Origin of the sequence: Vibrio sp. Vb1127, from assembly GCF_033338735.1 — a bacterium.
GTDB classification, from domain to species: Bacteria; Pseudomonadota; Gammaproteobacteria; order Enterobacterales; family Vibrionaceae; genus Vibrio; species Vibrio alginolyticus.
Window position 1 is genome coordinate 16,755 of sequence record NZ_JAWOTF010000011.1, and the last position, 17,223, is coordinate 33,977.

Below are 17,223 nucleotides of genomic sequence, written 5' to 3' on the forward strand. Positions count from 1 at the left end.
GTAATTTGAGAACACTTTAAGCATCCTAAAAAGTTCTCAATACTTAGAAGATCGCTACGGTTGGCTTAGCTTGTTATCCCTTTTCATCACGCTAAGCCAGCTTGTAAAAATATGCGGTGTTTGCTTCTGAGTTATAAATGTTTAATACCAACATTATCTTACTTCTGGCGTTCATGAACAGAACCGAGATCTGAACGACTTCGGTGTTAAACCTACGATCCTATTAAATATTTTCCTGAACGCGCTCACATCTTGGTAACCCACTCTAAATGATATTGCGTCAAATGTTAGGGTTGTCGACTCAAGTAAATCACAAGCTTTTTGTACTCTTAAGCTTTGTATGTATTGGTTAACATTGAAACCTGTCGCCTTTTTAAAGCGTCGCTGCAATGTCCTTTCTGTTAAACAACTCAACTCTGCAAGCTCTTTATTGCTCAGTTTTCCTTGATAATGATCGTTTATATAGTGCTGTAGTTGAACAATTACCCCATCACCATGTTGGAAGTTTGGAGTAAACTGTTGATAAAAGCGTTGCTCTCTCGGACCAGTATCAATAACCAACATTTTTCCTAGCAGGCGCATTACTGCCGGTGACGCAAATAAGGAAACCAATTCCAAACCTAAATCCACCCATGACATCATACCCCCAGCCGTAATGATCGTTCCTTCGTTAATAAGGATGGCTTCTTGTCTTACGTGGATATCGGGAAACTGACTCGCTAATGAAGGAGCCAAGCCCCAGTGTGTTGTACAAGACTTATTGGTCAACAACTGGGTTTGAGCAAGAATAAAAGTACCAGCGCAGGCGGAGGCTAAAATCGCACCTTTACTATATTGGACATTTAACCAGTCGAGTAGCTCTGGCTCTGGTTCTAAGTAATATTGACCAGTGCCGCTGGGCGGAATCATTACCGCTGTTTTCACATCGAAGTGCGTGTTTGGCCAGTGATCCAATATCTCTACTTCAAAGTGCACATCAACGCCCAATTTAGCCGCCGCACGGTTTGCCATCTCGAAGAGTTCGCTTAAACCATATACGGAGGCTTGCGAGCTATCTGGGTAATTAACGAGTGCTATTTTCATTTTCAATTATCTTCAAGTGTCGCTTTTTGACTCTTTTGTGTCATTTTAGACTCTAAAGAAGGTAGCTAAAAGTCTTTATATTATTCGTACCGCAATGATCCTGAATAAAAGGAAAAGAAAATGACTCAAAAAGCCCTACTTGTAATTGATTTGCAAAACGACTATTTCCCGGAAGGAAAGTTTCCTTTATGGAATACAGAATCGACTTTAGACAATGTTAAGAGAGTAATAACTAAAGCCAATGAGCAAAACATTCCTGTGATTCATATTCAGCATATTGCCGACCCTGCCATGGGTATTGCCCCGTTCTTCAATGAAGGCAGCGACGGTGCCAATATTCACCCAGAAGTTCTTGCTTTAGCGCCGAATTCCGAAATCGTGGTAAAGCACTTCGCAGATAGCTTTGAAGGAACACGTTTAGAAGAAGTATTGGCAAGCAAAAATGTAACGGAGTTACTTGTATGCGGAATGATGACACAAAACTGCGTGACACATACTGCTATTTCAAAATCTGCGGACAAGTATGATGTTTCGATCTTAATGGATAGCTGTACCACGGTCGATGAAATGATTCACAACATTGCACTTCACGCTGTCTCAACGAGAGTTCCCCTCGTAACTATTGAAGATAAGCTGTAATACACGCAAAACCTTTCGCTCACACAATGCGGGCGAAAGGTCACACATATATGCACTTCCATTGATATTTGCTTACTTTGTGTTAAACATTGGTTTCCAAATAGTTACAAGGAAACGTTTATGAAATGGATAGTCGTATTGTTTATTAGCTTATTTTCAGTTTTCAGCCATGCGAAAGAGTGGAAACAAATTCGCTTCACTGTTGAAGGGGCTTACCCCCCATTTAGCTGGACGACAAAAGAGGGAAAGCTAGAAGGGTTTGAAGTCGACCTCGCTAACGCGTTATGCAAAGAGTTAGAAGTAAAGTGCGTTATCTCAAAAATGGATTGGGATGGCATCATCCCTTCTCTCCTTAGTCGCAAGAACGATGCGATTATTGCTGCAATGACAATCACAGAAGAACGAGAAAAGAAAGTCGATTTCACCGTCCCTTATGCAAAAGTACCGACTCGTTTTGTAATGAAAAATGATAGAGAAATCAACATGGATGACGGCAGCCTAAATCGTTTATCTATTGGAGTTCAAAGAGCCACAATTGGTGATAAGTACCTTTCTGCCTTGTATCCAGATATTGATATTCGTCGTTATGGTACGTTCGATGAGGCATTTACCGATCTACTCAATGGACGGTTAGATGCTGTATTTGGCGGCTCAATCGGTTTAAGTGCTGGTTTTCTTGAAACTGCACAAGGTAAAGGCTATCACTTTACTGGACCAGCGTTTACAGAGGAAAAGTGGTTCGGCCGTGGCATTGGCGTAGCAGTGAGAAAACAAGACAAAGAATTAAAAGCATTACTCGATAGCGGAATACAAAAATTGATCCAGAGCGGTAAGCATAAAACCATCGCCAGCAAGTATTTCTCCTATAGTATTTACGAGTAACCTCGTTATTTTTTTATAGTCTGCGCGGTATAGGAAACTTCCCTTTCCCTATATGGCGACAAAAACAGAGCCCTCGAGCAATCGCCCGAGGGTTATTTTTATAAAAAAGCCCAGCTATATAAGTAACCCGCTCCCATGGCCATCGTTAAGATAACGATTAGGAAGGCAGCGATCATTTGGTTCTTAAAAATTGATTTCAACAAAATCACTTCTGTAAGACTTGCGCCAGCACTACCAATAATAAGCGCCATAACAGATCCAAGAGCCATACCTTTTTGTACTAGTGCCGCGCTAAGTGGAATGACCGCCTCTGCACGGATGTACAATGGAATACCAATGATTGCTGCGACCGGAATCGCGTACCACTTCGCTTCACCAGCGAACTCCGCAATGAACTCCGTCGGGATGAAGCCATAGATAAATGAACCAATCGCAATGCCCATCATGAGATAAGGGAACACTTGCTTAAAGTCTTTCCAAGTTGATTGCCAAATACGTGCCCAGCGGCTAGGTTCTTTCTCTTCCAAGACTGTCGCTGTTGCACTACCGTCTGATGAGCAGCAAGACACTTCCACTTTAGGTTCAGGTTTTGGTGCATCACCACAGTAAGATGTTTTCGCCGCAACTGGCGTAGGTTCATTGCAGGCGCTGGTACCACAGATTGATGCTGGTCTCGCTTCTTCTTTTTTCTTGCTTGAATCGCCACAAGAAGTACCGCACGAAGAAGAACCTACCGCTTGATATGCTTCTGGTTTGACGTAACGTTCAAACCCTAGTTTTTCAAGTACATAGCCTGCTACCACTGATACTGACATCGCGATAGCAAAGTAAAATACCGCAACTTTCCAACCAAAAGTCACCACAAACAAGCCAATAATCACTGGGTTAAGCAACGGGCTTGCAAATAGGAACACCATCATAGGTCCAAAACCTGCTCTTGCACGCAACAAGCCTTTTAAGAAAGGAATGGTCGAACACGAACAGAAAGGCGTAATCGAACCTAGCAACGCAGCAATGAAGTAACCTTTACCCTTTTTCGAGCTGAGAATAGATTGAATTTTTTCTGGCGTTAGAAAATCTTGCAACACACCGACAATGTAGCTAATTGCCAGAAATAAGATGATAAGTTCGGTTGCTAGAAACGCAAACATATCCAGCGCTTCTTTAGCCATAGTTATAATTTCTGTATTCACATTTACTCTCCTCGTCATTTTTCGCTAACAAGCTTACCTGATAGATAAGCCTTTATTTCGATATTTCTAGAATTATAGAATCACAAAACAAAAGATCAACAAAATATTTCCATAAAAATGGAATAATAAAACTAGTCATTACTTATCATAAAGTTACATGTCGTTAGCTATGCAGACTGGTTGTCGATGATAATTTCAGAGCATCTCAAATCCTTTTTATCAAACATAACCTAAAATTATCAAAATAAGAAAAAACCATAATTATTGCAGCAGCACCCTCTGAGTTAGTATGACTTTCGACCATTCTTAATAATAAGGAAAACCTATGAGAGCGATAACTTACCAACGAGATAACGATACTTTCTCTTTATCCGAATTACCTACACCAAAACTAGAAACCCAATTTGATGTATTGGTTAAAGTTAACGCTGTTGGTTTGAACCCTGTCGATGCAAAAATTCATTATTGGTCAGACATGGTCACTAACATGGATAACAATTTTGTTGGCGGGTTAGACGTATCAGGAGAAATAGTCTCTGTAGGCGATGCGGTCGTTGATTGGAAGGTTGGCGATAAAGTGTTGTATCACGGAAACATGAGACGCCATCACGGTGGATTCGCTGAATTTGCTATCCATGATTCAAGAACGCTTATAAAGCACCCTCAGGTTCCGGTTGAAGTAGCAGCATCTACACCTTGCGCAGCCTGGACCGCATATCGCGCTTTGGTAGACAAGCTCGATATTTCAAATCGAAGCAGCATTTTTATCGCCGGAGGTGCTGGCGGCGTTGGAAGCTTTGCTATTCAGTTAGCAAAGACATTTGGTGTTGAACAGATCATTGCTACTAGTTCAGAAGCTAATCACGCATATTTGTCCTCGTTAGGAGCAACCCATACGATTGATTATCATCATGAAAATGTATTTCAACGAGTAATGGACATTACCGGAAATCATGGCGTTGAGGTTGCACTCGATTGTGTAGGCGGTGATAACGACCGAATTGCAGCCTCGGTGTTAACCTTTGAGGGAGAAATGGTGGAGCTCGTCAAGACTGTCGACCCTTCTCAATATCCAGATGCCTTCTTAAAAGGCTTGGGCTTCCACCAAATAAGTTTGGGCTCTGGTCATGTCTTTGGCGAGAGAGGGTTTGCAAGTATCGTTAATGCCGGAAAGGAAGTGTCTGAGCTATTAGAAAATGGAGAATTGGAAGTACCGAAACTGAAGATCATCGGCTTAGAGGATGTAGGTAACGCACTCTTGGACATGCGAAATCAGAGAACAGTTGGAAAGATTGTCGTTAATCTGAACCAAAAATAATTAATAAAAATCTCGAGGCAAACTGGCAAGGTAATGAATGAGTAAGTTAAAGCATCTTGTTACTTTGCCAGATATGAAAGACCTTTATTTTGTCTATAACGATGAATGAAAAACAAAACCTCTTGCCATACTTCCCTGCGCTTCACCAAAATTAGGCGTTTTCGAGAGTGTCTCTCCAAGTCGCTAGCAATTTAATATGACGTGGTTCAATCCCACAGCAACCACCAATAATGCTCGCTCCCTGCGCATGCCACTTTTTAGCATACTCAAGATATTCAGTCGGAGAGAAATGACGAACTTCCTGAATGGTCTCGTTGGCTTGGTGCGCTTGCTTTATCGGAGCAAAGCTATTTGCGAAAACACCTATCGTCAATTCTCTACCTGACTCACACAATACTGCTTGTGTATCAATGATCGCTTGCTCGACAACTTCAGGAATAGAGCAATTGAAAAAGATACCTGAAACATTTGTTTTCAACAGCGTATTGACCGCGGCTTTGAGAGATTCCCCTGAGCGAAGGCGAGGCAAAGAGTTAGGCTCATCCATTAAGGTGAAAGCAAGATAATTGGGCTTATCTGTTTTGGCTAAAATTATTGATAGAACTTCAACTTCAGCGAGGCTAGACACGGTCTCAGCTAACCAAATATCAACATATTGATCTTGAGCTTCAAATAACTCAGAAGCCACTTCCAGTGCCCTTTTCGGCTCGAATAATTCAGGCCTGTAAGACCCCATGACAGGAGGAAGAGACCCCGCAACGAGCACTCTATCGTTAGAGCTGGTGACTACATCTCTGGCAATTTTGGCTGCAGATTTTGCTAACTCAATCCCTCGCTTCGCATAGAGTTCCTCGCCTAAGTGAAATGGAACACATGCATAACTGTTAACAGTGATAATCTCAGCGCCAGAGTCTATGAAATTCTCATGGGCCATTTTTACATATTGTGGTGATTCAATTAGCGCTTGTGCACTCCAAAGCGGCTGAGAAAAAGGGGCGCCAATACGTTTCAACTCTCGCCCCATGCCACCATCTAAAATTGTTACTTTCTTCATTTAGACATCCATACCGCCAAACATCCATAAGCTCTATTCAAACACAATTTTTATCAATTCAAAATGAAATTGTTATGTTTAAAGTGAACAAAGACTTAATGGCTGATTAAACACTCTAGTATTTACCAGACCTTTCATTCGGACCAAGCTAATGTTATCGCCATTAACTTCGAGTAAAAGCCCATTATCTATGTCTCTCGGCGAGGCGAGCGTTACGAGCCACAATAGTGCATGAAGTGATTGAGGGACTCGCCCTCAATCAAATTTTCTTTTTATTATAAGACTTTAGATAAAAACTTCTGCAATCTAGGGTTGGTGGGGTTATCAAAAAATCGCTCAGGAGAGTCAGAAACCAAAAGCTCACCATCTTCCATAAACAACACCCTATCAGCGACCTCTTTTGCGAAACCCATTTCATGAGTAACCACTACCATCGTCATTCCGTCCTTGGCCAAATCTTTCATCACATCAAGAACTTCTCCAACCATTTCAGGGTCTAGTGCTGATGTGGGTTCATCAAACAACATAATGTTGGGCTTCATTGCTAACGCACGAGCGATTGCGACGCGCTGCTGCTGTCCACCTGATAAATGATTAGGATAATTATCCATTCTCTCCGACAGACCGACTTTATAAAGCAAATCTTTTGCTTCTTTCTTCACCGATTCAGGGGCACGTTTAGAAACCTTTAAAGGTGCTAACATGACGTTCTCTATCGCCGTTTTATGTGGAAAAAGGTTGAAGCCTTGAAATACCATGCCCACATCAGCGCGTAGTTTATTGATATCCGTAGATTTGTGGTACATATCGATACCATCTACGATAATAGACCCACTATTTATTGTCTCTAATTGATTGATCGTCCGTAAGAATGTTGACTTACCAGAACCTGACGGTCCTACGATGACAATCACTTCCCCTTTTTCTACATTTACCGATACGTCCTTGAGCGCATGGCAGCCATTAGGGTAAATTTTATTAATTGTTTTTGCTGAAATAATGTATTCCATTAATGACTCCACCATTAATCACTTGCTGCCAATTTCTTTTCTAACGTTTGTATTGCCCAAGATAAGGTACTAGTTAGAAGCAAATAAAGGGCCGCAACGGTAAACCAAACTTCAAATGGGGCAAAACTACCACTTACGACTTCCCTGCCCGCTTTTGTCAGATCAGTAATCGAAATCACGGAGACAAGTGAGGAATCTTTTATCAGGTTGATAAACTGCCCGGCTAAGGGAGGTAATGTCTGCTTAAACGCTTGAGGTAAAATGACATAAATCATCGCTTTGGGATAATTCATTCCTAGTGAACGCGCCGCTTCCATTTGTCCTCTTGGGATTGACTGGATTCCCGACCGCACAATTTCTGCGACGTAAGCGGCGGTAAACACGGAGAGCGCTATCACTCCCGCAGTAAAACGCTCAAGGTCAAGCACAGTACCAATAAAGAAGTAAACGATAAAAATCTGTACTAAAAGAGGCGTTCCACGAATGACCTCGACATACACAAGCGCCAGCTTTTTTAATGCCGGATTGCTGGATATGCGCATTAGTCCAACAACTAAGCCCAACGCTAGAGCAATGATAAGTGACCAGAGCGAGATTTTAATGGTCGTCACAACACCATCTAAAATTGGGCCAGAGCGCCACTCTTTTATAGTTGCTAAGGTATCTCCTTCAAAAATAAGATCACCTTCATAGACGTCGACAGACTTATATTGGCTTAGTTCAAGAACAATATCACCATGAATACTCTCCAGAGCCAGTTGGTTATTCTCGTCGAGAATGATGTTCCCATCGACAGGCGCGGTAATGGATGAAGCAGCGTTAGTGGCAATATAAGGAAGGACACGCTCCCAATTCCAGCTGTAATCGATTCGCTTACCTGACAGATAGACAAGGCCGCAAATTGATAGCAAAACAAGAACAAAAACAGCGTTCCACAATAGGGATTTAAAGTTATTTTGCATGTGATTCCGAGAATGACTTTGATTAAAGTTGGTTGGGTATTTGAATAAAGAAAAGCGTTAGCTTCACAGCACGAACCGTTTGGTTGGCGATGAACCGAGCCAGAAGCTAGCCGCTCCTCTACAATAACAAAATGATTACTTAACTTGCTTTAACCATTTATCGTCGTTAAACCACTTATCGTAAATGCGATCGTAAGTTCCATCGCCCTTAATTTGACGTAAATAGTTGTTTAAGAAGTTAAGCGTATCTGGATTTCCTTGCGGCACAGCCCAACCCAAAGGCTCGTAAGTAAACGGTTTAGCCAAGTGCATTAACTGCCCTTTGTTTTCCGCCACATAAATAGAGTTGTAAGGAAAGTCATAAACAAACGCATCTACCTTTCCGTTGGCAACCTCAAGTACCGCTTCAGACTGAGTTTCGTATAGATTTATCTTAGCTTTCGGAAGGTATCGTTTTACCGCTTGCTCACCCGTTGTCCCAAGCTTAGTTGCAACAACATATTCTGGACTATTGAGATCACGGTAACTAGACACTTTACCTTCATGTTTGAGATCTACGAGAATGGATTGACCAATAACCACATAGGGATCAGCGAAATTCACCTGAGTATTTCGCATAGGTGTGATAGTCATCCCGCCCATAATCATGTGACACTTACCAGTCAACAGTGTTGGGATAATGCCATCCCATGAAGTGTTTACCGGCACAAACTTAACATCCATGGCACGCGCCATTTGCTTACCCAAATCGATATCAAACCCGATGTACTGCCCATTTTTTGCTGTCATTTCAAAAGGCATATACCCAGAATCAAAGCAGACTTTTAGCTCCCCTGTACTTTTGATGTCGTCTAAAATTGGGTCTGCATTAACCGTCGTCGAAACAGCTAACCCCAGTGCAGCAAAACACAATAACTTTTTCATGGATATTCCTTTATCATTTGTTGTAAAGTTTTTTTATACACGACAATAGAATAAAAAACCACAAACAATGACTTTTTAATCACTAGAATTTGTAGGATCGTTACTAAGCTGGAAGATCTGAATGAAAATCTATACCAAGCCATTGCAATTGAATTGCATGCATTAAGTGATTAAGTTGTAGGCAGGTCACTATAACGACAAGAAACATACGCTTTGACTGAATAGTCAGCGTTTCCGAGAGTGGTTTAATTAATAACGAAACCATACAGATATTCGCTTTTTCACATTGACCGTAATGTCAAAAGTGCTTGAGTTTTATTGTTGACAATTCTTCCATAGTTAATGGTCACAAATGTGATGTACAGCACATTTCTATAATGGCACTATCACCTTTGTCGAGAGATATTAACAAGGATTCGTTGGACATCTTGACTTTGTAATACAAATAAAAAGGTGACTATATGAAAAAACTAATGACGCTCTCATCACTATTATTATTCAGTTTATCTGCTACTGCTGGTATTCATGTCGAACACTCTACAAACAAAGTTGTTCTCAATGACTTTACGACAAAAGATGCCGCTTATAGCTCTGCGTTTGATCTTGTCGATGAATACCAAACGCTATCAAAACATGAACTTAGAAATCGTCTAAACATCATTGGAAGCGGTTTCCCTCGTGATATTGCAATCGATGATAGTAAAGTGAGAGTTGAAGAATACGCACTTAACCGTGATGAAGTTAAATATCGTGCAATCATAAACTTCGATTATCACTTCAGAACAAGTGACGGCGGTAAAAACTAAAAAATCATCTGCACCTTTACTTTCTTAGAGCCCTTCCTATTTTAAGAAAGTAAAGGTGTCTAATCATATTGAAACGACTGCTTTTCATAAATCGCTCTCTCCTTACATAAACAGTATCAATCCCTACCTCTATCGTTTACATAAAAATAATTTTTCCAATCTTCATTGAGATACATTTCGTCGTTTGGCGCTTTATCATTCACTTGGTTCGCCATATGGATTCCACATCACTTAAATGAAAAAAAACCTTGAAATTGAGTTAAATTTTCTATGAAGATTAACTAAATCTAAGATCGACAATTGTCGTTACATTTTTATCGTTTATAGCAATATATAAAATGACTCTTTTTTTAATTAACCATAAAGAGTGAAAATAAAAAAAGGCAACAAGACACTTCTTGTTGCCAAAGAAAAAATACATCATTCAAAAAATATGAAAATGAAAACTAGCAGTGGACTAGCTAACAAAACCATTATATTCAAAACACTTAAACAAGTAACGATCAATATAATCCATTATATATGGATGAAAATCAGCACTTATTAAATTACACCGATAAATAAAAAAGCCTGAAAATAGTTTCAGGCTTTTTAGATTTATTAATTTTTTAGAATGAATATCTCGCAGCTATTGCAAGAATATCGTCTTCATTGTCTACATCTGTAATTCTGTATTCTGCTAGTGCTTTAAAATTAGAAGTCAAATCGTACTCTGCACCTAGTGAGTAGTAATCGACGACATCTTCATCATCACGCTCTAGATTGTTATAGCCAACTAGTGCCCAAAGCTTATCTGTTACTTCATAAGTGGCAACTGCTTCAATACCGGTGTAATCAATATTACTTTCAGAACCATCTTTAGCCCAGTTTTCACCATCACTGTATAAAACAGAGGCATAAAACTTGTCGTATTCAAATGCAATAGCACCCGTTAGCAGCTCTGCATCTTCTGCACCCGATTGCCCTTCACCTTCGTTGTAACCAAGCGCAACTTTGAAGCCATATGGCAACTTGTAGTCCGCCGCCGCACCATAAGAGGCTGCATCTGTTGACACTTCATCGTTTTCAGCCTGATAGCTAACATGAATATTCAAGCCTTCATAGCTTGTCGTTAGCTTAAATACTGAATCGGAGCGACCGGTACCATATAGATCCGCACTTACGCCAGCAGCTTCATTACCAAACTCCGGGAAAATATCCGTGTAGTCAGATACTAAAGTGACCGCACCGTATTGACGTCCATAACTTACTGTTCCGTAATCTGCACCAACGCCTACATAGCCTTTTCGGATATCAAATTCATCATCTTCAATCCCATCAGCATCTCTGCGATTAGACTTAAATTCCAACTCATATAAGCCGAATGCATAAAGATCTTCATTTATTTTAGACTCACCTGAAAGTCCTACACGAATGTAGCTATTATCTCCGTCAGCATTTTTATCATCAGAGAAATAATACATCCCTTGCGCTCGGCCATGAATATTTAATACTGATTCTTGATCTTCATAAACTACGGCTGAATTTGCAGCACTTGCAGAGAAAAGTGCTGCGATTGCGATCGACGTTCTTGTCATTTTCATTTAATTACCACTACTTGTGTTGTTTGAATCGAGTGAAATTATGAACAGTGGCAATTATTTTTAAAGTGCAAATTCAACCATATTCTATGGATAAATATAAACAAGCTCTCAATCTAAAACATTATGTCCTAGTACTCATATTAGTCGAGATAATCCATCCAAACAGGAGGCGTTCCTATTATTTTTTGAACAGTATCAATGAACAGTTTGGCTAATGGTTGTTGATTTCGGTGAGTATACATTGCATATATTTCCCCTATTGCGGGAAGATTATAATCAGGAAGCAACTGTACAAGATCTTGTTTACTCAAACTCTCCTGAAGAAAGAACTGCCCAATTAAAGCATACCCTAGATCAGATTTTACGGCATCGAGCATTAACTCAGTTTCATTCACGAAGTACTGCCCATTGATATTATACGTTCTAACGTCGCTTGATGACTGGCTTGGCGCTATACGTAGCTTATCCGCCTTAAAGTTAGCATTCGAGTATATTACTGCTGGCATTTTTATAAGCTCTTCTGGAGAGCTCGGGGTTCCATACTTGTCAATAAAACTCTTCGATGCAACCAGTGCCATATTATTACTTGCCAACTTACGTACTATCATGTTGGACTCTCGGATTGGTCCGATACGAAACACAACATCAAAACCTTCGTGGATAACATCGACTCGATTATCATCGAGCAGCAGCTCTACAGTAATGTTTGGGTACTGTTTTATAAACTCTTTAACTGCCTGATTTAAGTATGCTCTGCCAAAGAAAGTGGAGCTTGATATTTTCAGATTACCTTTCGGTTCATCCTGAAATGTAGCAGCAATACTACGAGTTTCAGTTAGAACCTCTCTTACTTTCTTAGCTTGCGCCACCATCTCAACACCTGCATTGGTCAGGGATAGCGAACGTGTGGAACGGTTTAACAGCCGTAAGCCTAATTCATCCTCTAGCTTTTTGATCTGTTTTGACAAAGCTGAACGATCTATATGATTTCTGTCAGCAGCTTTAGCAAAAGTTCCGTATTCAGAGACATCCAGTAGTAATTCAAGTTGGCTTGCGAGATCCACTGCACAATTCCTTATTTAGTTTTTATTCTTTATGTGATGGGAAATGGATTTTACAAAATTAATTTCAATTTTTTATGGTTCAAATTGCATCAGTGAATTGCAAATAATGCACGAATTAAAAACGCTTTAATTTTCGTCGCTATCTTTAGCTTCTGTTTAGTTATTCCTATCTATTATGGCTTATTACATTTAACAATACTCCACGTCTTTAAAACCCTAAACTGACCTTTTTCAAACCAAAAAATGAGCATTTTGACCAATATTTAATCGTGCATTTTTATCACTACTCTATGTTCGCTGAGGGCCTATTTACCCATAGGTACAATGAATACAATGCCGTTCCTTTTAGTATGAACAGAATCATTTAGGGCGAGACAAATGTTAAAGAAAGTTTTCGGCATTGGCCTTTTATCCGTTTTAGCTGCTTGTGCAGACGAAGAGATAACCAAGCAACCTAATACTCCCTTACCTACGATAGACGTCTCCAAAGTCATCTATGAGCCCGTTCAATCGTGGTTCACCTTTACAACAAGGCTTCAAGCCCCAGAGAAAGTTTCTTTAATGCCACGCGTTTCCGGAGTTATTGAAACGGTAGAGTTCAAAGACGGACAGAGTGTCAACAAAGGCGACTTACTCGTCACTCTTGATGATCGAACCTTCAAAGCTCAGGTCTCACGACTTGAAGCGCAAGTTAAGAGTGCTCGAGCTGCGCTAGAGCAAGCAGCAAACGAACAAAAGAGAGCCGCCCAACTGGTTAAGCGAAAAGCCATCTCAGCGGAACAAGCAGAGGCCCGAGATACCGCAGTAAAGCAACGCTCTGCAGAACTAATGGCCTTGCGTGCTCAGTTAGAATCCGCAAAGTTAGATCTTGAGTTTACGAAGATATATGCCCCTATTAGCGGCACTATTTCAAGAGCATTCATTACTAAAGGAAACAATGTAAACGCAAATCAAAGCGTTATATCAAACATTGTCTCTAACGATCAGGTATATGCATACTTTGATGTCGATGAGCGAACTTGGAACCGTTACTTCTCGACAATCAATGCCGACTCTAACTTACCTACTCGTCTTGAACTATCTGGACAAAATGGGCAGGTGTTTTTTGGACGCGTTGACTTTGTCGACAACTCCATCAACGAAAACACCGGTACTTTGCAGGTTCGAGCGGTATTCGATGCAACAAAATCAAACTTAAAAGTGGGATCGTTTGGCCGAGTTCAGATATCAACAACCAAACCAGTTGAACGAGTTCTCGTTCCAGAGCGTTCTATTGGCACAGATCTAGAAAACCGCTTTGTATTAACACTCAATGAAGAGAATACGTTGCAATACAGCATCGTAACCTTAGGCGAACGTTACGGAACATTTCGTGCTATCGAGAATGGCTTGAACGCCGACTCAATTATTGCGGTAAATGGCCCAGCAAAAGTTGGCCCAAATAGCAAAGTCACACCAAAAAATGTCACGCTAGATATTAGCAATACTTCATTGATTATGGCTTCAAACTCAACATCGTTGCCAAACAAACGTTTAGCTCAAGACTAAGAAGACAACCGAATGAAATTTGCACACTTTTTTATTCAAAGACCCATATTTGCCTCTATGTTATCGCTATTGATATTAATAGTAGGCGCAATTTCACTTTTGCAGTTGCCTGTGAGTGAATATCCAGAGGTTGTCCCTCCTACAGTAGTAGTTACAGCAAACTATCCTGGTGCGAACCCAAAAGTAATCGCAGAAACAGTTGCTACGCCTCTGGAGCAAGAAATTAATGGTACAGAAAACATGTTATATATGTTTTCACAGGCAACCAGTGACGGCAGAATGACATTGACCGTAACCTTTGCTTTAGGTACGGACTTGGACAAAGCTCAGGTTCAAATTCAAAATCGCGTCACTACAGCTTTGCCCCGGTTACCAGAAGCCGTCCAACGGTTAGGAGTTGTTGCCGAAAAAGCCTCTCCTGATCTCACCATGGTTGTGCATATATATTCTCCAGATTCTAGCCGTGAAGTCAGTTATTTAGCTAACTACGCTAATTTAAACTTGAAAGATGAGATAGCTCGGCTCGGAGGCGTTGGTGATGTGCGCCTTTTCGGTGGTGACGAGTACTCAATGCGCTTGTGGTTAAATCCAGATGAGCTCGCTTCTAGAAATCTAACCGTAATGGACGTTGTCTCCGCCGTCCGATCTCAAAACCAACAGGTGGCAGCAGGCTCATTAGGTGCGCAACCAGCCGCTAATGAAAACCAATTCCAAGTTTTGTTGAACGTAAAAGGCCGCTTGGAGAATATTGATGAATTCAACGACATTGTAGTAAAAGTTGACGAAACAGGGGCTTTGACACGTCTTAAAGACGTTGCACGCGTAGAGCTAGGTCAAAACTCTTATGCACTGCGCGCCTTGTTAAATGGTAAACCAGCGGTGGCGATGCCCGTATTCCAGCGCCCTGGTGCTAATGCTATTGAGCTATCTAATCAGGTTCGTTCAACCATGGACCGTTTACAAACAGCCTTTCCAGCTGGAGTTTCATATGAAATAGCCTACGACCCGACCGTCTTTGTTCGTGGTTCGATAGACGCGGTGGTTCATACTCTGCTAGAGGCAATTGTACTTGTTGTTGTCGTAGTCATTTTGTTTTTGCAAACATGGCGCGCGTCTATCATCCCTATCATTGCGGTGCCTGTTTCATTAATCGGTACGTTCGCTGTAATGCAAATGCTCGGAGTATCGATTAACACACTTTCGTTGTTTGGACTTGTTCTCGCCATAGGCATCGTCGTCGATGACGCCATTGTCGTCGTCGAAAACGTGGAACGGAACATCCATAATGGCCTTGCACCACTAGAAGCAACGAAACAAGCAATGACCGAAGTTACCGGGCCAATTATTGCAATTGCTTTAGTGTTATGTGCGGTGTTCATCCCGACGACCTTTATTACAGGGTTATCCGGTCAGTTTTATAAGCAGTTCGCACTAACAATTACGATCTCGACGATTATTTCAGCAATTAACTCGTTGACGTTATCGCCTGCTTTATCAGCACTGCTATTACAAGATAAGAACGCAAAACCCGATCGGCTAACCAAGCTATTGGATGCGGTTTTTGGTAAGTATGTTTTTGCGCCATTCAATAGAATTTTTGAGTACAGCTCGAACCAATATCAAGCTCTGGTCAAGAAGCTGATTCGCTTTAGCCTTGTTGTTGTGGTGGTATACATTGCGTTACTCGGGGGAACGGCTTCTCTATTCAAAGCAGTTCCTGGAGGATTCATTCCTCAACAAGATAAGCAGTATTTAGTTGCGATCGCCCAACTTCCAGATGCAGCAAGTTTAGATCGAACAGAGTCCGTTATTAAAGAAATGGAAAACCTCGCGCTGGCAACACCTGGCGTAGCACAAACCATTTCTTTCCCAGGCTTATCGGTCAATGGTTTTACTAACAGTCCGAATAGTGGCATCGTTTTTGTTACGCTTGAGGACTTCGATAAACGAAATGATCCAACTCTCGGAGCAAATGCGATTGTTGCATCTTTGAATAAGAGCTTTTCAATCATTGATGAAGCCTTCGTTGCGATTTTTCCACCACCACCAATCCAAGGACTTGGCTCTACTGGCGGCTTTAAACTTCAAATCGAAGACCGAGCGAACAAGGGGTTTGATGAGCTCTTCAAGCAATTGAACTTGGTAATAAGTGAGGCATCAACAAGACCCGAGCTGATGGGATTATATTCTACATTTCGCATACAAGTGCCGCAGATGGACATCCAAATAGATCGTGAACAAGCGATGCTGCAAGGTGTTCCTCTAGAGCAGGTTTTTGATGCGCTTCAAGTTTATTTAGGATCATTATACGTCAATGACTTCAATATGTTTGGTAGAACATACAAAGTGAATGCCCAGGCAGACATGAACTATCGTCTCGAACCTGACCAAATACTTAACTACAAAGTAAGAAATGCTGCCGGACAAATGGTTCCTCTCGGCGCTGTACTGGAGATCATACCCACGATTGGGCCTGACCGCGTGATGCACTATAACGGCTACCCTAGTGCAGAACTAAACGGCAGTCCTGCTTTTGGTTACAGCTCTGACCAAGCCCAAACGGCTATTGAGGAAGTACTGGATCAAAACCTAGCAGAGGGAATGGTTTATGAATGGACTGATGTAACCTACCAGCAGATTTTGGCTGGTAACACGATGGTGTATATATTCCCACTTGTTGTTTTGTTAGTTTTCATGGTGCTAGCTTCGCAGTACGAGAGTTTAAAACTGCCATTCGCTATCATTTTGATCGTTCCTATGACCATTTTTTCTGCACTAGCAGGTGTTTGGTTCATTGGTGGTGACAACAATATATTCACACAAATTGCTTTGATTGTCCTTGTGGCTCTAGCGTGTAAAAATGCCATCTTGATGGTGGAGTTCGCTAAAGAACTTAAAGACAATGGCCAAGATACCTTATCAGCGATTTTGGAAGCATGTCGTTTACGTCTTCGACCGATTCTAATGACATCAATTGCATTTACCGCTGGTGTTATTCCATTAATGATTGGTACAGGGGCCGGAGCGGAAATGCGACAAGCAATGGGTATTGCCGTATTCTCGGGTATGGTAGGCGTAACGGTATTTGGATTACTACTCACACCTGTTTTTTACATGTTAGTGAGTCGAAACAAAAAACGTCAAACACTATAACCAT

General features: G+C 41.1%; 14 protein-coding genes. 6 read left to right on the forward strand and 8 right to left on the reverse strand.

Annotation, left to right across the window (positions count from 1 at the left end; all coding sequences use genetic code 11):
- Nucleotides 1–171 precede the first annotated feature (171 nt).
- Nucleotides 172–1,083 carry a GlxA family transcriptional regulator gene (locus R7H07_RS15290; RefSeq protein ID WP_054728505.1) on the reverse strand — a complete coding sequence of 304 codons (912 nt, stop codon included), beginning with the start codon at nucleotides 1,081–1,083 and terminating at the stop codon, nucleotides 172–174.
- Between the two features lie 120 nt (nucleotides 1,084–1,203).
- On the opposite strand from R7H07_RS15290, the gene R7H07_RS15295 reads away from it, so the two are divergent.
- Complete coding sequence (locus tag R7H07_RS15295) at nucleotides 1,204–1,722, forward strand: cysteine hydrolase family protein (protein ID WP_054728508.1); 519 nt, start codon at nucleotides 1,204–1,206, stop codon at nucleotides 1,720–1,722.
- A 120-nt stretch (nucleotides 1,723–1,842) separates the two neighbouring features.
- Nucleotides 1,843–2,604, forward strand: a complete 762-nt coding sequence (locus tag R7H07_RS15300) for a transporter substrate-binding domain-containing protein (RefSeq protein WP_086046774.1) — start codon at nucleotides 1,843–1,845, stop codon at nucleotides 2,602–2,604.
- Between the two features lie 98 nt (nucleotides 2,605–2,702).
- Here R7H07_RS15300 and R7H07_RS15305 read toward each other — a convergent pair whose 3' ends face one another.
- On the reverse strand, nucleotides 2,703–3,776 hold the full coding sequence (locus tag R7H07_RS15305; RefSeq protein ID WP_237667893.1) for a permease: 1,074 nt from the start codon (nucleotides 3,774–3,776) through the stop codon (nucleotides 2,703–2,705).
- 346 nt (nucleotides 3,777–4,122) lie between these two features.
- Here R7H07_RS15305 and R7H07_RS15310 point away from each other — a divergent pair, with 346 nt between their 5' ends.
- Nucleotides 4,123–5,115: a zinc-binding dehydrogenase gene (locus tag R7H07_RS15310; RefSeq protein ID WP_054728511.1), complete on the forward strand. Its 993-nt coding sequence runs from the start codon at nucleotides 4,123–4,125 to the stop codon at nucleotides 5,113–5,115.
- Nucleotides 5,116–5,266: 151 nt separating this feature from the next.
- Here the strand turns inward: R7H07_RS15310 and R7H07_RS15315 are convergent, their stop codons facing one another.
- From R7H07_RS15315 to R7H07_RS15330, 4 genes are all read right to left on the reverse strand, one after another.
- Nucleotides 5,267–6,169: a homocysteine S-methyltransferase family protein gene (locus R7H07_RS15315; RefSeq protein ID WP_206959836.1), complete on the reverse strand. Its 903-nt coding sequence runs from the start codon at nucleotides 6,167–6,169 to the stop codon at nucleotides 5,267–5,269.
- A 275-nt stretch (nucleotides 6,170–6,444) separates the two neighbouring features.
- On the reverse strand, nucleotides 6,445–7,179 hold the full coding sequence (locus R7H07_RS15320; protein ID WP_086047138.1) for an amino acid ABC transporter ATP-binding protein: 735 nt from the start codon (nucleotides 7,177–7,179) through the stop codon (nucleotides 6,445–6,447).
- Nucleotides 7,180–7,193: 14 nt separating this feature from the next.
- Nucleotides 7,194–8,141 (reverse strand): amino acid ABC transporter permease, encoded by a 948-nt coding sequence (locus R7H07_RS15325; RefSeq protein ID WP_005377325.1) that lies wholly within the window; start codon nucleotides 8,139–8,141, stop codon nucleotides 7,194–7,196.
- A 135-nt stretch (nucleotides 8,142–8,276) separates the two neighbouring features.
- A complete protein-coding gene (locus R7H07_RS15330; protein WP_005377324.1) occupies nucleotides 8,277–9,065 on the reverse strand; it encodes a transporter substrate-binding domain-containing protein in 789 nt (262 codons plus the stop codon).
- Nucleotides 9,066–9,526: 461 nt separating this feature from the next.
- Here R7H07_RS15330 and R7H07_RS15335 point away from each other — a divergent pair, with 461 nt between their 5' ends.
- Entirely contained in the window at nucleotides 9,527–9,871 is a 345-nt protein-coding gene (locus R7H07_RS15335) for a DUF3316 domain-containing protein (protein WP_005377323.1), read from the forward strand.
- Between the two features lie 608 nt (nucleotides 9,872–10,479).
- On the opposite strand, the gene R7H07_RS15340 is transcribed toward R7H07_RS15335, so the two are convergent.
- Complete coding sequence (locus tag R7H07_RS15340) at nucleotides 10,480–11,454, reverse strand: porin (RefSeq protein WP_005377322.1); 975 nt, start codon at nucleotides 11,452–11,454, stop codon at nucleotides 10,480–10,482.
- A gap of 140 nt (nucleotides 11,455–11,594) precedes the next feature.
- Nucleotides 11,595–12,518 (reverse strand): LysR family transcriptional regulator, encoded by a 924-nt coding sequence (locus R7H07_RS15345; RefSeq protein ID WP_017821684.1) that lies wholly within the window; start codon nucleotides 12,516–12,518, stop codon nucleotides 11,595–11,597.
- A gap of 378 nt (nucleotides 12,519–12,896) precedes the next feature.
- On the opposite strand from R7H07_RS15345, the gene R7H07_RS15350 reads away from it, so the two are divergent.
- Both R7H07_RS15350 and R7H07_RS15355 read left to right on the forward strand, forming a co-directional pair.
- A complete protein-coding gene (locus R7H07_RS15350; protein WP_025768141.1) occupies nucleotides 12,897–14,066 on the forward strand; it encodes an efflux RND transporter periplasmic adaptor subunit in 1,170 nt (389 codons plus the stop codon).
- A 12-nt stretch (nucleotides 14,067–14,078) separates the two neighbouring features.
- On the forward strand, nucleotides 14,079–17,219 hold the full coding sequence (locus R7H07_RS15355) for an efflux RND transporter permease subunit (RefSeq protein WP_025768140.1): 3,141 nt from the start codon (nucleotides 14,079–14,081) through the stop codon (nucleotides 17,217–17,219).
- The last annotated feature ends 4 nt before the right edge of the window (nucleotides 17,220–17,223 follow it).